The following is a 15,241-nucleotide window of genomic DNA, read 5'->3' as shown; positions in this document are numbered from 1 at the left end:
GGCAGACATTCACGCATGAGAAGTTTTATATAAATCAATGTCTTAATGGTATATTTGATATAGCTATAATCTTGTAGGGATCGTCGATCCCTGCCCTCGCCAGGGCTTCTGCGTATGCCAAGGCAATAGGAGTCGCGTGCTGTGTCGGACCTATGATCACTCGATCTATCAACTCGCTGAGGCCAAGGCCTGGAACACCGAGTGTTGGATCCAACGGAATTTTGAAAACTGGCTGCGGTATTCCATTGATCGTCTCAAAGGATTTTTTTACTGCCTTGTCAGCACCGCCATCAAATATAGGCGTGTGGAACACTCTCCACTCTTTCTCTTCGTGAAATCCTGGATGTTTGGTGCATAGGACAAACATTCGGAACGCGTGATTGAGGTGCCATTCCAATGTTTCATTCTCAACGCCTTTCAATTCATCGGTATAGGCGGCCAAAACGTCGGCCCATACGCTAAACCACGCCAAAAACTGAGCGGGATCTTGGTAGGTCACAGGGTAAGAGTAAGCTCCCAGCAAATCCGTTTCGGAGTGGAATGCCGTTGGGCGCATTACCAGCGCAACACCGCTTTTCCCTCCATAGGCGCGCCACATCGACAAGCGCCCATACAGATCTTCCAACCCAGTTTCGTGGAGCGAAACCGAAGTCAGATATGTGTCATTCTTGATTGATAGCTGATCACGGTCGAAGCTTGCGGCGAGCCGGTCGCTCAATCCCTCCAGGAGTTGGTTCAGCCATTCTTGGAAGCGCTCCCCTCGCTCTGAATGCCATGCTCCGGCAAGGCATTGCGCTCCATGCTCCATCTCCGAAAAATCATTCATCACCGACGAATGCCGCATCCACACTTCGCGCCCATTTATAATCTTGAGACCGTTTTCCGCAGAAGTGTAGTGAACGAGCCGCTGATGGCTGAGATCTAGGCCTCCCAAAACCTCAAAATGTCGCGGCGAAAAGAGGCGATTAAGGAGATCGGGCAAGTCGGGCGCTTGGTTCATTGAGCGTTTTCTTCAATCTTCAGGATGCCGTCGTCACTATATAGCAGAGCTTCGGCTTCATGGGCTGATGCCTCGTCACGATCCGACCGAAATGACCTACCCTTTTGCGTCCAAAAGCGGACGCCCCGCGTCCCGCTCATCCTTAAATCTCCTGGAGGCTGCAGCGTGCCGGCCTGTCCAGGTTGGTCAAGGCCCGCCTCCGGCGGCCGCGTCGCGGCGGCCCCGCAGGGGCCGGCCTTGAGCAACCTGGACAGACCGGCGATCGTCTCGCCGTGAGATTTAAGGAGGGCTCCCTTCGGCGCGAAGGGGGGGCCTTTCCAATAAATCACCGTCATTCCCGCCCTTGTGGCGGGAACCCCTGTTTCAGCTGACCCGTGAAGCGCCAGCGAAGTGCGCGCGCACTTCGCCCCTACCGCACCTGCGGCGGACAGAGGGGTTCCCGCCACAAGGGCGGGAATGACGGTTGATTATGGGGATTGGCCGTACTTTATCCCCGCACCTCCCAGATCAAACCTTTGCGAATTCAACCGCTTGTAAAAAACCTGATCGCACCCGTCAGACGCGCTGAAACCTGCCGCATAATCATCCCACCTCGTCGCGAGGAAAGGGCGCAAGGCCAGCGACCATTGCGGCGGCGGGGGGTGATCGAGCGGGACTGGGCTTCAGGGGGATACTGAAGCGTGTCCGGGGATCCTGGCGTTGCAGGACCCGCCCGCCGTCGGCGTGGATGGGGATCAAGGCGAGTGTTGGTCAGAATTGGCCCCACGCCCCCCGACCTTCGTTCTGCCGGGGAAACCCGACAGGCGAGTTCCGGTAAGGCCCCAACTGGGCCACCCGCTGGGACGCTGACGGAAAACGATCACGCGGAGCGGACGACTTCGTCGAAACGGTATTCTCTATTTCTCATCCGGACGTGGTCCGGACGCTCCGCGACCCTTTCCATCAACTCGGCGGCTTCCGCGCGAGGGCGCCAGGCCGTGTCCGCCGAGGCCTTGCCAGCAACGCCCGTCTGGCGTTCAGCTACGGTTCAGCCGCACGGCCTAGCCTGGCGGCATAAAGTTCAAAGCGTGGGGAAACCGCAATGCACAAGACCATCAGCCTGATCGCCTTTGGCGTCGCCTCCTGCATCGGCGCGGCCGCCCAGGCCCAGGCGCCCAGCTGGAACGGCCCTTACCAGGAGCCGCCGCGCGGCTCCTATGTGCAGAGCTGCCGCGAGATCACGACCTTCAGCGGCAACGTCTATGCGCGCTGCCAGACGAAGGACGGCCGCTGGACCTGGACCGGCGCCCATCTGCGCGACTGCAACAGCCAGGGCCTGGCCAATGCCGGCGACGGCCGGCTGATCTGCCAGAGCCTGGTGGGCGGCGGCGGTGGCAGTGGTGGCGGCGGCTTCCCCGGCGGCGGCGGCGGACGCCCGGGCGGTGGCGGCTCCCCCTATCGCGCCGACGCGGTGCTGTTCGAACACGCCGGCTATGAGGGCGCCGCCTATGAGGTGCGCGGCGACATGCCCGACCTGACGGCCATCAAGTTCAACGACGTCGCCTCGTCGATCAAGGTGATGCGCGGCGAATGGGAGCTCTGCGAGCATACCAACTATCAGGGCCGCTGCTGGATCCTGACGCGCGACGAAGGCCTGTTTGATCGCAACCTGAACGACCGCGTCAGCTCGATCCGCCGGGTGCGCTAAGGGCCTGCGGTCGGCCGCGCCGCTCTTGATGGGCGGCGCGCGCCATGGCTAAGGTCCCGCGCCATTTTACGGAGCTTCACCATGCGCAAGATCGTCGTCCTGGCCGCCGCGGCGGCCGCCCTGCTGGTTTCGGCCTGCAACACCATCGAAGGCGTGGGCAAGGACGTCTCGGCCGCCGGCCGCGCGGTCACCGACACCGCGCGCGACGTCAAGAAGTAGCGGCGTCAGGCGTCTTCCTGGCGGGACGTCTCGATGGCGATGGCCTGTTTTTCGTGCGGCGCGATCTCCTGGTCGGTCGCCCGGCGCGCCGCCTGTTCGGCGCGGGAGGCGGCGGGCGGGTGATCGTTCTGCGGCGGCGCGGGAGGGACATCTTGCGGCATGTCGGTTTGACTCCGTTTCAAGCACGCCGTGGAAACGTGCAGCCATCGCTTGGGTTGCCGCCGGACGCTCGCAAACCCCCGACCACCGACCAAGGATCTGAACAGTCAAAATACCGATCTCGTCAATTTTGTTCAGATCGTGTTAGGAACTGGACCATATCGATACTTGATAATGTCGATATTCAGCCCCAATTAACTAAGCGATGCGTCGCTAGGTCACTCTTTAAACTCACGCGCAGGGGGCGCATATTGCGGACATGTCGAGCACACCCGCCCCCAGTTTCCTGACCGGCCTCAAGCGAGGCCTCCTGCACCGCTGCCCCAACTGCGGCGACGGGCGTCTGTACATGCGCTATCTGAAGGTTGATCCCGAGTGCGAGGTCTGCGGCCACGACCTGGCCGACTATCCCGCCGATGACGGCCCGGCCTATTTCACCATCCTGATCATCGGCCACCTGTTCGTGGCCCCGCTGCTGCTGTTCCCGTTCATCTGGAAGGCCCCGGTGGGGATCGTGCTGCCGCTGACGGTGCTGCCGCTGGCCGCCCTGACCCTGGTGCTGTTGCCGCGGGTCAAGGGCGCGGTGATCGGCGCGCTGTGGGCCATCAAGCTGCGCAAGGCCCAGGACGCGCCGGGCGACTGAGCGCGACCTTCACCGGAACCGACAAGCGGCGCCATACATTCTCCCTCCGACACGGTGACCCGGCGCTGAAGCCGACGGTCGCGGTGTCGGGAGAACGGACATGCTCGGCACGATCCTCATCATCATCCTGATCCTGGCCCTGATCGGCGCCCTGCCGACCTGGGGCCACAGCAAGTCGTGGGGCTATTTCCCCAGCGGCGGCCTGGGCCTGGTCCTGGTGATCCTGATCATCCTGGTCCTGCTGGGACGCCTCTAAAGCCATCGCCGGACGCCGCCGAACAGCGGTTGGCGTCCGGCTTTGCCTTCGCCTAAGGTCCCCGCGACACTAGGGGGAATCTGGGCATGACGACGCAAGCCGCCGAGGCGACACCGATGAGTCCCATGACCCGGGCTCGCGCCATCCTCGGCGGGTCGGCCGGTAATCTGGTCGAATGGTACGACTGGTTCGCCTACGCCGCCTTCTCGATCTATTTCGCCAAGGTCTTCTTCCCGGACGGCGACCAGACCGCCCAGTTCATGAAGACCGCCGCCGTGTTCGCCGTGGGCTTTCTGGCCCGTCCGGTCGGGGCCTGGCTGATGGGCCTGTATGCCGACCGCGCCGGCCGCCGCGCCGCCCTGACCCTGGCCGTGGGCCTGATGAGCCTGGGCTCGCTGATCATCGCCATCACCCCCGGCTTCGACCAGATCGGCGCCGCCGCCCCCGCCATACTGCTGGCCGCCCGCGTGCTGCAGGGCCTGTCGGTCGGCGGCGAATACGGCGCCAGCGCCACCTATATGAGCGAGATGGCCGGCAAGAAGCGCCGCGGCTTCTGGTCCAGCTTCCAGTACGTGACCCTGATCATGGGCCAGCTGGTTGCGGCCCTGGTGCTGGTGATCCTGCAGAATGCGCTGGAGCCTGCGGAACTTTCGGCCTGGGGCTGGCGCATCCCGTTCTTCATCGGCGCCGCCCTGGCGGTGGTCGTGTTCTGGATCCGCAGCGGGCTGGAGGAGTCGCAGTCCTACACCAACGCCAAGGCTGCGGGCGCGCCCAAGGCCAACACCCTGGCGATGTTCACCGAGCATCCCCGCGAGGCCTTCGCCATCATCGGCCTGACCGCCGCCGGCTCGCTCGCCTTCTATGCCTACACGACCTACATGCTGAAGTTCCTGACCAACACGACCGGCTTCACCAAGGAGGTGGCCGGGGCCGTGAACCTGGCCACCCTGGTGGGCTTCATGCTGATCCAGCCGTTGTTTGGCTGGATGTCCGACCGGCTGGGCCGACGGCGCATGCTGGTCTTTGCCTTCTCGGTCGGCGCGGTGATCGCCTGGCCGATCTTCACCCTGGTGGCCGGCGCGACCGACCCGGTTGTGGCCTTCCTGCTGATCTTCGCCGCCCTGGTGGTGCAGTCGGCCTATACGTCGATCAGCGCCGTGGTGAAGGCCGAGCTGTTCCCAACCCATGTCCGCGCCCTGGGCGTCGCCCTGCCCTACGCCCTCGGCAATGCGGTGTTCGGCGGCACGGCCGAGTTCGTCGCCCTGTGGTTCAAGAGCATCGGCATGGAGAGCGGCTTCTACATCTATCTGGCGGCCATGATGGCGATGGGCGCGCTGATCGCCCTGGCCCTGCGCGACAGCGGCAAGCACAGCCGAATTCTTGAGGACTGAGTTCTTTCGTCGAATCCGCTCCAGCCATAGACTCCCGTCATGCCGATCATCGACATCGCCGCTCTCGCCCTCTTCATGTTCGCCTGGCTGTTCTATGAGCCGCTGCTCAAGCGGCTGGGCGAAGGCGGCAACCTGATCAATACCGACATGACGGTCATCCGGCGGCGCTGGATGCAGGAGATGGCGGTGCGCGAGATCGCCCTGCTGGATGGCCAGCTGCTGGGCCACGCCATCAACTCGGCCAGCTTTTTCGCCTCGTCCAACCTGATCCTGATCGCGGCGGCGGCGGGGGTGCTGTTTGGCGGCGACACGGCGCTGAAGAGCATTGAAGGCCTGGCCGTTCTGGCCCCGGCCACCCAGACCCTGTTCGAGCTCAAGCTGGGTCTGGTGCTGTTTGCCCTGGCGCGCGGCCTGCTCGACTTTATCTGGGCCATTCGTCAGATGAACTACTGCCTGGCCGCTATCGGGGCCACGCCGATGTGGGCCTCGCCCTCGACCCTGGCGGAATATGCCGAGGCCACGGGCGGCATCCTGAACCCGGCCCTGTCGGCCTTCAACGCCGGGGTGCGCGGCTATTATTTCGCCCTGGCCGGGGCCGCCTGGTTGCTGGGACCCTACGCCTTCATCGCCGCCACCCTGGGCGCCCTGGCCCTGCTGCTCTGGCGTCAGCGCCGCAGCCGGGCCTCATCGGCGGTGCGCAAGGTCAGACAGATCCTGGAACGTCAGCCGGTGGTGCACGGTCCACATCTGAAGCACGCCGAGAAAGACCCGCCGGTCGATACAATTTAGGCCAGGCCAAGTTCGGCCCGGACCTTTTTCGTCAGCCTGGCCGCGACCAGACCATGGGCGGATTTCAGCCAATCGGCGACCTCCGCGTCATCCAGCGCGCCAAGGTCGTGAAACTTCACCCATTTGGCGCGGGCCAGATACGGGGCGGGGATCGCCCGACCGGTCTCGATCAGAACCTCGAAGGCAACGTCGGAGACCTTGAACGACACGCCGCCCTGCGCGACCGCGTCGCCGATCACCGCAAACATCTTGCCGCCGACCTTGTAGACCTGATCGGAGCCCCAGGGCCTGTCCATGGTCACGGCCGGCAGGGCTCGACAGGCGTGGTCGAAATCTTCAGGGCTCAAGCCTCGACGCCCACACCGATCGGGCAGGTCACGCCGGTGCCGCCGATGCCGCAATAGCCGCCCGGGTTCTTGGCCAGGTACTGCTGGTGATAGTCCTCGGCGAAATAGAACGGCCCGGCGGCGGCGATCTCGGTGGTGATCGCCCCAAGACCCTTGCCGGCCAGGGCCTGGCCATAGGTTTCCTTCGACGCGGCGGCCGCAGCGGCCTGACTGTCGCTGGTGACATAGATGCCCGAGCGATACTGGGTGCCGATGTCATTGCCCTGGCGCATGCCCTGGGTGGGATCATGGTTCTCCCAGAAGGTCTTGAGCAGGGTCTCGTAGCTGACCGCCTTGGGATCAAACACCACCAGCACCACCTCGGTATGACCGGTGCCGCCGCTGCACACTTCCTGATAGGTCGGATTGGGCGTCACACCCGCCGCATAGCCGGCCGCGGTCACATACACGCCAGGGACCTTCCAGAAGATCCGCTCCACGCCCCAGAAACAGCCCATGGCGAACACGGCCGTCTCCATGCCGTCGGGATAGGGCCCCTTCAGCGCATGGCCATTGATGAAGTGGGTCTGCGCGGTCGGGATCGCCGCCTCGCGGCCCGGCAGGGCGCTGTCGACGGTCGGCAGATCCAGGGACTTCTTGGCGAACAGCATGGCGGGGCCTCGGCGGGAAAGGGTCTCAGCCGATATATGTGCTCCCGTCGCACATTTCATCCCTCATGAGCGCTTGCCCCGGAAAGCCCCATGAGTATATTGCGCGCCTTCCTGCGAAGGGGGGCCTCAACCGCTCCCGATTCCTTGCGCATGGTGAGGTGGCCGAGTGGTTGATGGCGCACGCTTGGAAAGCGTGTTTAGGTGAAAGCCTAACGAGGGTTCGAATCCCTCTCTCACCGCCACGCACCCCCACAAATTACCTCGCGCGCCAGGCCAGTTCCCTAAGCCTGCGTTTTCGCGCGCCTATTGCCGCGGAAAGCCATTCGCTCACGCGCAAATCCCGCACGAAGTCGGCCAACGACCTACCAGATAGGTTGCCGCGGTGCTGTCAGAGCAAAAATGCTGACAGCGTGAGCGACCGGTAGCTTGCCGGGATGACCAGCCCATTCCGCTACTTCAACAGCTCGCCCGAGGTGATCCGCCTGATGGTGATGATGTACGTGAAGTACCCGCTGTCGCTGCGCAACGTCGAGGACCTCCTGGCGGAGCGTGGGATCGACATCTGCCATGAGACGGTGCGGTTCTGGTGGAACAGGTTCGGTCCAATGTTTGCCGCCGAGATCCGGCGAAAGCGGGTCAATCGGATGAAGGCCTTCACGCACTGGAAGTGGCATCTCGACGAGGTGTACGTGAAGATCAACGGCCAGATGCACTACCTCTGGCGGGCCGTCGACCACGAGGGTGAAGTGCTAGAGTCCTTCGCCAGCAAGACCCGCGACAAGCCTGCGGCGTTGAAGTTCACGAAGAAACTGATGAAGCGGCACGGACGTGCCAAGGTGGTCACCACAGACGGCCTGCGCTCATATAGGGCGGCGATGAAGGAACTCGGCAACGCCGAGAAGCAGGAGATTGGCCGCTGGGCCGACAACCGTTGTGAGAACTCACACCTGCCGTTCCGACGACGAGAACGGGCCATGCTGCGGTTCCGACAGATGAAGAGCCTCCAGAAATTCAGCTCCGTCCACGCCGCCTTCCACAACCACTTCAACCAGGAGCGTCACCGTACCAGCCGCGAGACCTACAAGGCCCAACGCTCCGCCGCACTGGCTGAGTGGAAGTCTCTTATGGCCTGAGGCCGCGCCGTCCTGCCCGACCTGCGTCTAGTGGAGACAAGTTGGGGTTAGGCTGACAGCACCGCTACGATCGATGGCCCACTGTCTTCCTATTCGCCATCGCCCTCGCGGCGACTGTGCTCTTCTGGCTATGAGTCCTGAGCCTAGCGACTAGCGCGCCACCGCCGTAGCCCCGGGGCGGCGGGGATCGGCGCCGCCCAGGAACCGGCCCTTATCGATCATGATCGACTGGGCGCTGCCCATAGTCTCGTCCGACTTGATCGGATGCCCCATGGCCTTGAGCAAGGCCACGGTGTCGGGATTGAAGTTGGGCTCAACTTCCAGAGGGTCGCTGGCGTTCTGGAAGATGCGCGGCTGGTGAGTGGCCTCGGCGATGTTGAGGTCGAAGTCGACCACGTTGACGATGACCTGCAGCACCGTGTCGATGATCGTGCTGCCGCCCGGCGTGCCGGTGATCAGCCAGGGCTTGCCCTCCTTGAACACCATGGTCGGCATCATGGTCGACAGCACCCGCTTGCCGGGCTCCAGGGCGTTGGGCGGCAGGGGCGCGGCGGTCTGCCGGGCCTTCCACGCCGCTTCGTGGGCGTAGTTGTTCATCTGGTTATTGAGCACGAAGCCCGCGCCCGCCACCATCACGCCCGAGCCGAAATCGGCGCCCAGGGTATAGGTGTTGCTGACCGCGTTGCCCTCGGCGTCGGCGACCGAGAAGTGCGTAGTGTTGGGGCTCTCGAAGGCCCACGGGTCGCCGGCGCCCAATTCCTTGGCCGGCCTGGCGCGGGCCGGATCGATCAGCTTGGCGCGCTCGATCCCGTAGGCCTTGGAGGTGAAGCCCTTGAGCGGCACCTTGGCGAAATCGGTGTCGCCTAGATATTTGTAGCGGTCGGCATAGCCCAGCTTCATCGCCTCGGCCATCAGGTGCAGCGACCTGGCCGAGCCCGCCCCCGTGGCTTTCAGGTCAAACTGCTCAAGAATGTTGAGCATCTCCAGCAGGGTCGCGCCGCCGGCGCTGGCGGGCGGCGAGGTCAGAACCGTCAGGCCGCGATAGGTCCCGGACAGGGGCTCGCGCACCACCGGCTTGTAGGCGGCCAGGTCTTCCAGGGTGATCAGGCCGCCGTTGGCCTTCATGTCGGCGGCGAAGCGCTTGGCGATCTCGCCGCGATAGAAGGCGTCGGCGCCGTGGTCGGCGATCTGGCGCAGGGACCAAGCGAGGTCGGGCTGCTTCAGGGTCTCCCCGGCGGCATACAGCGCGCCGTCCGGCTTGTAGAAAGCGGCCTTGCCGGCAGCGCTGGTCGACAGGCGCTCCTGCCCCCAGCTGAACACGAAGGCCTCGTCTGGCGTCAGAGCCACACCGTCGGCGGCTAGGCCATAGGCGGGCTCGACCACGGCCTTCCACGGCAGCTTGCCGTAGGTCTTGTGGGCCAGATAGAGGCCGGCGACCGTGCCGGGCACGCTGGGCGCCTTGTAGCCGATTGAGGCGACGGCGTTGTTTTCCTTACCCTTGTCATCGACAAAGGTCTCGAGCCGCGCCGCCCTGGGGGCGATGCCGCGGTAGTCGATGAAGACCGTTTTCCCCGTGCCGGCCATATGGACCAGCATGAAGCCGTCGCCGCCGATATTGCCGGCGCGCGGCAGGGTCACGGCCAGGGCGAAGGCTGTGGCGACGGCGGCGTCCACGGCGTTACCGCCCTGACGCAGGATCCCGACCCCGACCTCTGTGGCGATGGCGTTCTGGCTGACCACCATGCCGCTTTGCCCCACCACCGGGTGGTGGATGCTGGGATATTCCAGCAGCTGCTTGCGCTGGGCCCAACCCGAGGCCGGCAGCAGGGCGGCGGTGGAAAGGGCGAGGGCCGAAAGACCCAGGGCGACAAGTCGGAAGGGTTTCACGCGCGCCTCGTCGAGGAGAGTTGGAAATGGGGTGCGGGACGACGAACACGGGGGGGCTGGGTCGTCGTCCCGCTAGAGTCCCGGCCGGGAATGCGGAATTGGGCCGGAACTCCTAGACGTCGACTAGAAGCGCTTGCTGGCGTTCAGGTACCAGTAGCGTCCAGTCGCGTTGTGGAGCGAGCCGAGGTAGCCGAAGTTCGAGGACACGATCGGCGGTTCCTTGTCGGCGACGTTGCGAACGCCCAGACGGATCGTTGAACCGTCAAAGCGGCCGTCCTTGAAGGCGTACTGGCCGTAGAGGCTGACCGTGGTCCAGGCCTTCACGGGGAAGTACTGGCCGGCGACCTGGGCCGGGCCCGTGTCAAAGACCTCGCCCACATGGCTGACGAACATGCCCGCACCCCAGCCGTTCAGGCGCCAGGTCAGGTTGGCGGTGCCGCGGAATTCCGGGAAGCCGTCCATCTTGATCTGGTTGCCGGCCGACGCCACCGTCAGGCCGGTGAGCGTGCCGTCGGCGATCGCCCTGACCAGGGTCGCCTCAATAGCGCTGGGCGACTGGTCGTACTTGGACAGCTTGGCGACGTTCAGCGACAGGCCAAAATCGCCCAATGGGGTGTCGTCCAGATCGTAGTCCAGGCTGAAGTCGAAGCCCTGGACCATGCGGGGCTGCAGGTTCGAGTAGGTGTCGTTGACATAGTTGATGGCCCCGACGGTGTTGGTCCCCACCGGAGCATCGCGCACGACATTGGGGTTGGAGCCGCCCGACCGACGCAGCAGCAGATCGTAGTTGATCTGGTTCTGGGCGCCGAGAATGCCGATCACGTTCTTTTCGCGGATCGACCAGAAGTCGGCGGTCAAAACGAGCTTGCCATAGTCGCGCGGGATGAAGGCCGGCTGATAGACGAAGCCGACCGAGGCGTTGTCGGCCTCTTCGGGTTGCAGCTGATCGTTGCCGCTGCGAACTTCCAGCGTGCTGGCGCTGACGCAGGTGGTGGCGGCCGGGGTGTTGATCCGGCAGGCGGCGAAGTCCGTGCGGTTGTTCGAGACGGTCGAGCCGGGGCTGTAGAACTGCGGCAGGTTCGGCGCACGGAAGCTCTGCGACACCGATCCGCGCAGCGCGAAGCCCTTGCCGACGGTCCACAGGATCGCGCCCTTGGGCTTCAGAACGTTGCCGAAGTCGGAATAGTGCTCGTCGCGCACGGCCAACTGCAGCTGGATTTCCTCGACGAACGGGATGCCCATCTCCGGCGAGACGATCGGCACGGCCAGTTCGGCGAAGGCCGACGCGATCGAGCGGTCCGCCTTGACGTCGACCGAGCCCGAAGCTCCCATCACGTCGGTGCCGTAAGTCACACCCGTGACGGTGTTGGTATAGGTGATCGACCCGTCCAGGCGGTCGTCGCGGTCGTCGAGAAACGTCTCGCGACGCCATTCCACGCCCGCCGCGAAGCCGACCGGACCCGCCGGCAGCGAGAACAGGTCGCTGTTGGAGACCTTGAAGTCGCCCATGGCCAGGCTGGTCTTGCTGGTGCGGTACACGTCGATGAGGAAGGAATTCATCGTCGCGGCGCTGTTGGGCGTTTCGTCCTCGCCCGAATAGTTGGTCTGCGAGCCGCCGTTGAAGGGGTTATAGGCGTCGCTGGTGGTGCGGTTCAGCGCCGCCTGGAAGAGCGTGTTGCTGATGGCGTTGTGGGTCTTGTCCTTGGTGCGGGCCTCGGAATAGACCAGCGCCGACTCCCACTTCCAGCCGTTCCAGTCACCCTTGACGCCGCCCAGCAGGCGGTAGCTGTCATCGGTGACGGTGTAGTTGCGCGGCCCGGTATCGACCGGGCGATAGGTGGTGATGTTCATCGCCAGGCCCGTGGTCGGCACGCCGGTCAGGCCCGCCAGGCGGTTGACGCTGCCGACGGGACCAAAGGGGTTCCAATAGGCGTTGGCCGCGATGCTGATCGGGGCCGAGGCGATCGGAGCCGACTGCTCGCGGCTGCCGTTGAACAGGGCGTGATAATAACCCAGCTCGCCAAAGACGGTCAGGCCGTTGTCCAGGTCGCGCTCGACAGTGCTGAACAGGTTGGTGCGTTCAAGACCGCCCTTCAGCGTGCGCTGCGGGTTTTGATTGTAGCGCAGTTCGCGGTCGGCGGCGCCGGTGATCGTGCCGGCGCGCAGGCAAAGATTGCCATTGATCACGGTGCTGCTGCAGCCCGCCGCCGTATTGCTGGTGGGCTCGACGTGGAAGACGCCGGTGGTGGTCAGGGCCACGGCGCCCTGACGCACAGCCGTCGACGACGGGATGACCGTGAACGACCCCCAGGGGCTGGAGGTCGAACGGTTGTCGAAAGTGGTGTTACCGACCCAGGGGGTGTCGGCGACCGCAGCGCGGTGATCCTCGCTGGCCGAATAGTCGCGGTCGGTGGCCATCATCCGCGAGCGACCGGTATAGCCGCCGAAGAAGGTCAGGCGCGTACCGTCTTCCAGCCGCGTGCCGGCCTTCACGTTGAAGCTGCCTTCGCGATAGCCCGTACCTTCCGAGCCGCCCAGCTGGCTCTCAATCCGCAGGCCACGAAAGCGGGTGTCGAGCACGGTGTTGACCACGCCGGCCACGGCGTCGGTGCCGTAGATGGCTGCGGCGCCGTCACGCAGCACCTCGACGCGCTTCACACCGGCCACGGGAAAGGCGTTGGTGTTGGGGGTCTGCACCGGAACCAGGTTCTCGGTCTGCGTGCCGGGATGCATGACCGCGCGGCGGCCGTTAAGCAGCGACAGGGTGTTGCCCGTGCCCAGGCTGCGCAGGTTCAGCGACGAGACGTCGCCTCGCGCGTCGTTCAGGTTGCCGGTGGTGCGGGCTTCCTGGAACTGGACATCGCCAGCCTGCGGGATCGAGCGAAACAGCTCATCACCCGAGACGGCGCCGGTGGCGACGATATCGCGCTCGTCGACCACGGTCACAGGCAGGGCGCCGGTGGTCTTGGCGCCCTGGATCTGCGAGCCGACAACCACGACGGTTTCGACGACGGCGACCTCATCATCCGCCAGGCCGCCCGACGCGGCCTGGGGCTGGGGGCGGGCGGCAGACGCCGGACGCAGGGTGATGGTCTGGCCGTTGTCGGAGGCGATCTCGAGGCCGGCGGCCGAGATCAGACGGGCCAGGGCTTCGCTATCGGCGATCTCGCCGACCACAGCGGGGGTCTTGCGCCCCGAAGCCGCTTCAAAGGGAAACAGGACCTGCTTGCCCGACTGCTTGGCGAAGGTCTGCAGGGCCGAGACAGCGTCCTGGGCCGGGATATCGAAGCGGTGGCTGGCGTCCTGCGCCAGAGCCGGTCCGGCCAGAACCAGAACGGCCGCTGACGTGAGCAGCAGCCCCCGGATGCTTCGGAGACGATTGGAATTGCGCATGGTCTGGACCTGCCCCTAGCCGCGCCCTGCCCCCTCGACATGGCGTTCTTGCCTAACTCGACGGGCGATCTCGAACGATCCGCCATGCGTTCGTGAAATTTTTGTTTCTCTTTGTCCGACTATGACCGACGGCGCGAAGTTCAGTCGCGGGCGGTCAGGCGGATTACGCCCTCGGCATCGCGGGTTGCGCGCACCGGGAAGGTATTGGTCACTGCGGCGACGAAGCTGCTGGGCTCTGTGCTCTGGAAGTAGCCGGCCAGCCTCAGCCCCGAGACGGCGGGGTCGTCGACCGAAATCCGCTGGCGATTATAGCGATTGAACTCGGCGACAGCCTGTTCCAGCGTCTGGCCGTTCAGGGCGATGGCGCCCTGACGCCAGGCCAGGGCCCGGTCGATTTCGGCCGTCGAAACGCGCTGCAAGCGCCCGCCCACCGGGCCATACACCGCCGCGACACCGGCCGACTGACGCGAGTCGGTTTCGGTCGCCTTCAGGTCCACGATCACCGAGCCGCTTTTGACCGTGACAGCTGCGGCATGCCCCGCGACCCGCACGGCGAGCTGGACGGCGTCCGCAGCTTCCAGACGCGTGTCGCCCGCGCGAACGATGAAAGGACGGCCGTCCCGCGCCGCCGTGAACAGGGCCTCGCCCTTGACCAGCCTGACCTCCCGCGCGCCGTTGCGGTAGCGCACCAGGACCTTGCTGTTGGTATTGAGCTCGATGCGGCTGTCGTCGCTGAGCACGATCACACGCCGCTCACCGATGGCCGTAGCATAGGCGGTCGTGGCGGTGGCCGAGATGACGCCGGCGGCAGTGATGCCAATCGCGCCGACGATGGCCGCTGCGCGGGCCCAGACCGTTGGACGGCTCCAGGTCGAGGTACGCTCCTGCGGCGGCGCCAGCAGGTCGGCATTGGCGGCGCTCGTCCCGGGCGCAATGGCGCGCAGCCGCTCCAGGCGCTCCCAGGCGACGGCCTCGCGCTCGAAAGCGGCTTCGTATTGCGGCCCCTGATCGCGCCAGGCTTCGAAGGCTAGGCGATCGGACGGGGCGCAGTCGGGGTCGTCCAGCCGGACCACCCACTGGGCGGCGGCCTGCCTTACGGCTTCCCGCTGAGATCCCGCTTCGCGCGCCATGACCGCTCTTCCTCGACCTTTCTCGTCCGACCGTCTCCACGGCCCAGTCTATCCGAACAGTACCGCAACCCCTTTACGAGGTGCTTCTCTACAGTGGAGACGGACAGGCCCAGCCTTTCCGCTATCTCCCTTGGCGAAAGATCATAGACCTTTCGTAGCGTGAAGACCCGCCGGCACTGGGCGGGCAATTCCGCCATGGCCTCGCGCAGTTGCCGCAGTTCGTCGCGGTCGACGATGGTCTGCTCCTGGGTCGGAGCCTCATCGGCCAGGGCCAGTCGCTCGAAATCGGCGACCGCGGTGATGGTCAGAACCTTGCGGCGGCGCAGGGCGTCCAGGGCGGTGTTGCGCAGGATGCGCGAAGCGAAAGCCCCTGGATTGAGAACCTCGCGCCAGCTCTTGTAGGCGATGGCGCGGGCAAAGGTGTCGTGGACCAGATCCTCGGGATCGGTCTCGCCGTCCCGGCAGAAGCGTCGCGCATAGGCCAGGAGGTCCGCCTCGAGGGGCAGGATCTCTCGCCGAAACCAGGCGCGCCGATCTTCATCTTGGTCGTCCATGCC

Annotated in this window: 14 protein-coding genes, 1 tRNA gene and 1 pseudogene; 8 read left to right on the top strand and 8 right to left on the bottom strand. The window is 65.0% G+C overall.

Annotated elements, in window-relative coordinates:
* Positions 1 to 34: 34 nt before the first annotated feature.
* Positions 35 to 1,000: a DUF2971 domain-containing protein gene (locus ACW176_RS11420; RefSeq protein WP_492109213.1), complete on the bottom strand. Its 966-nt coding sequence runs from the start codon at positions 998 to 1,000 to the stop codon at positions 35 to 37.
* 1,081 nt (positions 1,001 to 2,081) lie between these two features.
* Here ACW176_RS11420 and ACW176_RS11415 point away from each other — a divergent pair.
* On the top strand, positions 2,082 to 2,687 hold the full coding sequence (locus ACW176_RS11415) for a beta/gamma-crystallin (RefSeq protein ID WP_492109212.1): 606 nt from the start codon (positions 2,082 to 2,084) through the stop codon (positions 2,685 to 2,687).
* A gap of 81 nt (positions 2,688 to 2,768) precedes the next feature.
* Positions 2,769 to 2,906, top strand: a complete 138-nt coding sequence (locus ACW176_RS11410) for an entericidin A/B family lipoprotein (RefSeq protein WP_492056807.1) — start codon at positions 2,769 to 2,771, stop codon at positions 2,904 to 2,906.
* A gap of 5 nt (positions 2,907 to 2,911) precedes the next feature.
* Here the strand turns inward: ACW176_RS11410 and ACW176_RS11405 are convergent, their stop codons facing one another.
* Positions 2,912 to 3,067 carry a hypothetical protein gene (locus ACW176_RS11405; RefSeq protein WP_419320659.1) on the bottom strand — a complete coding sequence of 52 codons (156 nt, stop codon included), beginning with the start codon at positions 3,065 to 3,067 and terminating at the stop codon, positions 2,912 to 2,914.
* A gap of 257 nt (positions 3,068 to 3,324) precedes the next feature.
* Between ACW176_RS11405 and ACW176_RS11400 the strand changes: the two genes are divergently transcribed.
* The 4 genes from ACW176_RS11400 (at position 3,325) to ACW176_RS11385 (ending at position 6,144) form a co-directional block, all read left to right on the top strand.
* The gene (locus ACW176_RS11400) at positions 3,325 to 3,708 is read left to right on the top strand and encodes a DUF983 domain-containing protein (protein ID WP_492109211.1); all 384 of its coding nucleotides are present in this window, start codon (positions 3,325 to 3,327) and stop codon (positions 3,706 to 3,708) included.
* A gap of 100 nt (positions 3,709 to 3,808) precedes the next feature.
* Positions 3,809 to 3,964, top strand: a complete 156-nt coding sequence (locus tag ACW176_RS11395) for a DUF3309 family protein (RefSeq protein WP_492056806.1) — start codon at positions 3,809 to 3,811, stop codon at positions 3,962 to 3,964.
* Positions 3,965 to 4,050: 86 nt separating this feature from the next.
* Positions 4,051 to 5,355, top strand: coding sequence for an MFS transporter (locus ACW176_RS11390; protein WP_492109210.1), 1,305 nt, complete (start codon positions 4,051 to 4,053; stop codon positions 5,353 to 5,355).
* Positions 5,356 to 5,394: 39 nt separating this feature from the next.
* The gene (locus ACW176_RS11385) at positions 5,395 to 6,144 is read left to right on the top strand and encodes a DUF599 domain-containing protein (RefSeq protein ID WP_492109209.1); all 750 of its coding nucleotides are present in this window, start codon (positions 5,395 to 5,397) and stop codon (positions 6,142 to 6,144) included.
* Here ACW176_RS11385 and ACW176_RS11380 read toward each other — a convergent pair.
* Entirely contained in the window at positions 6,141 to 6,491 is a 351-nt protein-coding gene (locus tag ACW176_RS11380; RefSeq protein WP_492056803.1) for an MmcQ/YjbR family DNA-binding protein, read from the bottom strand. The two genes, ACW176_RS11385 and ACW176_RS11380, sit on opposite strands and share 4 nt — an antisense overlap.
* Positions 6,488 to 7,141, bottom strand: coding sequence for a peptide-methionine (S)-S-oxide reductase MsrA (msrA, locus tag ACW176_RS11375; RefSeq protein WP_492109208.1), 654 nt, complete (start codon positions 7,139 to 7,141; stop codon positions 6,488 to 6,490). Before msrA ends, ACW176_RS11380 begins: the two co-directional genes overlap by 4 nt.
* A gap of 152 nt (positions 7,142 to 7,293) precedes the next feature.
* Between msrA and ACW176_RS11370 the strand changes: the two genes are divergently transcribed.
* Both ACW176_RS11370 and ACW176_RS11365 read left to right on the top strand, forming a co-directional pair.
* Positions 7,294 to 7,383, top strand: a tRNA-Ser gene (locus tag ACW176_RS11370).
* 192 nt (positions 7,384 to 7,575) lie between these two features.
* Positions 7,576 to 8,274, top strand: a complete 699-nt coding sequence (locus ACW176_RS11365; RefSeq protein WP_492109207.1) for an IS6 family transposase — start codon at positions 7,576 to 7,578, stop codon at positions 8,272 to 8,274.
* A gap of 150 nt (positions 8,275 to 8,424) precedes the next feature.
* Here the strand turns inward: ACW176_RS11365 and ggt are convergent.
* The 4 genes and pseudogenes from ggt to ACW176_RS11345 form a co-directional block, all read right to left on the bottom strand.
* Positions 8,425 to 10,179: pseudogene (gene ggt / locus ACW176_RS11360) on the bottom strand (gamma-glutamyltransferase); the annotation flags it as partial.
* Between the two features lie 105 nt (positions 10,180 to 10,284).
* Positions 10,285 to 13,554 carry a TonB-dependent receptor gene (locus ACW176_RS11355; RefSeq protein ID WP_492109206.1) on the bottom strand — a complete coding sequence of 1,090 codons (3,270 nt, stop codon included), beginning with the start codon at positions 13,552 to 13,554 and terminating at the stop codon, positions 10,285 to 10,287.
* 140 nt (positions 13,555 to 13,694) lie between these two features.
* Entirely contained in the window at positions 13,695 to 14,684 is a 990-nt protein-coding gene (locus ACW176_RS11350; protein WP_492109205.1) for a FecR family protein, read from the bottom strand.
* A complete protein-coding gene (locus ACW176_RS11345) occupies positions 14,648 to 15,238 on the bottom strand; it encodes an RNA polymerase sigma factor (RefSeq protein WP_492109204.1) in 591 nt (196 codons plus the stop codon). Before ACW176_RS11345 ends, ACW176_RS11350 begins: the two co-directional genes overlap by 37 nt.
* Positions 15,239 to 15,241: the final 3 nt, after the last annotated feature.

This window comes from Caulobacter sp. FV1ye13L, assembly GCF_058681155.1.
This window is presented reverse-complemented; position numbering and strand designations above follow the sequence as displayed.

Coding starts and splice junctions, on each gene's coding strand:
- ACW176_RS11395 (WP_492056806.1), top strand. CDS start 3,809: ATGCTCGGCACGATCCTCATCATCATCCTGATCCTGGCCCTGATCGGC.
- ACW176_RS11355 (WP_492109206.1), bottom strand. CDS start 13,554: ATGCGCAATTCCAATCGTCTCCGAAGCATCCGGGGGCTGCTGCTCACG.
- ACW176_RS11400 (WP_492109211.1), top strand. CDS start 3,325: ATGTCGAGCACACCCGCCCCCAGTTTCCTGACCGGCCTCAAGCGAGGC.
- ACW176_RS11350 (WP_492109205.1), bottom strand. CDS start 14,684: ATGGCGCGCGAAGCGGGATCTCAGCGGGAAGCCGTAAGGCAGGCCGCC.
- ACW176_RS11405 (WP_419320659.1), bottom strand. CDS start 3,067: ATGCCGCAAGATGTCCCTCCCGCGCCGCCGCAGAACGATCACCCGCCC.
- msrA (WP_492109208.1), bottom strand. CDS start 7,141: ATGCTGTTCGCCAAGAAGTCCCTGGATCTGCCGACCGTCGACAGCGCC.
- ACW176_RS11385 (WP_492109209.1), top strand. CDS start 5,395: ATGCCGATCATCGACATCGCCGCTCTCGCCCTCTTCATGTTCGCCTGG.
- ACW176_RS11390 (WP_492109210.1), top strand. CDS start 4,051: ATGACGACGCAAGCCGCCGAGGCGACACCGATGAGTCCCATGACCCGG.
- ACW176_RS11415 (WP_492109212.1), top strand. CDS start 2,082: ATGCACAAGACCATCAGCCTGATCGCCTTTGGCGTCGCCTCCTGCATC.
- ACW176_RS11420 (WP_492109213.1), bottom strand. CDS start 1,000: ATGAACCAAGCGCCCGACTTGCCCGATCTCCTTAATCGCCTCTTTTCG.
- ACW176_RS11410 (WP_492056807.1), top strand. CDS start 2,769: ATGCGCAAGATCGTCGTCCTGGCCGCCGCGGCGGCCGCCCTGCTGGTT.
- ACW176_RS11365 (WP_492109207.1), top strand. CDS start 7,576: ATGACCAGCCCATTCCGCTACTTCAACAGCTCGCCCGAGGTGATCCGC.
- ACW176_RS11345 (WP_492109204.1), bottom strand. CDS start 15,238: ATGGACGACCAAGATGAAGATCGGCGCGCCTGGTTTCGGCGAGAGATC.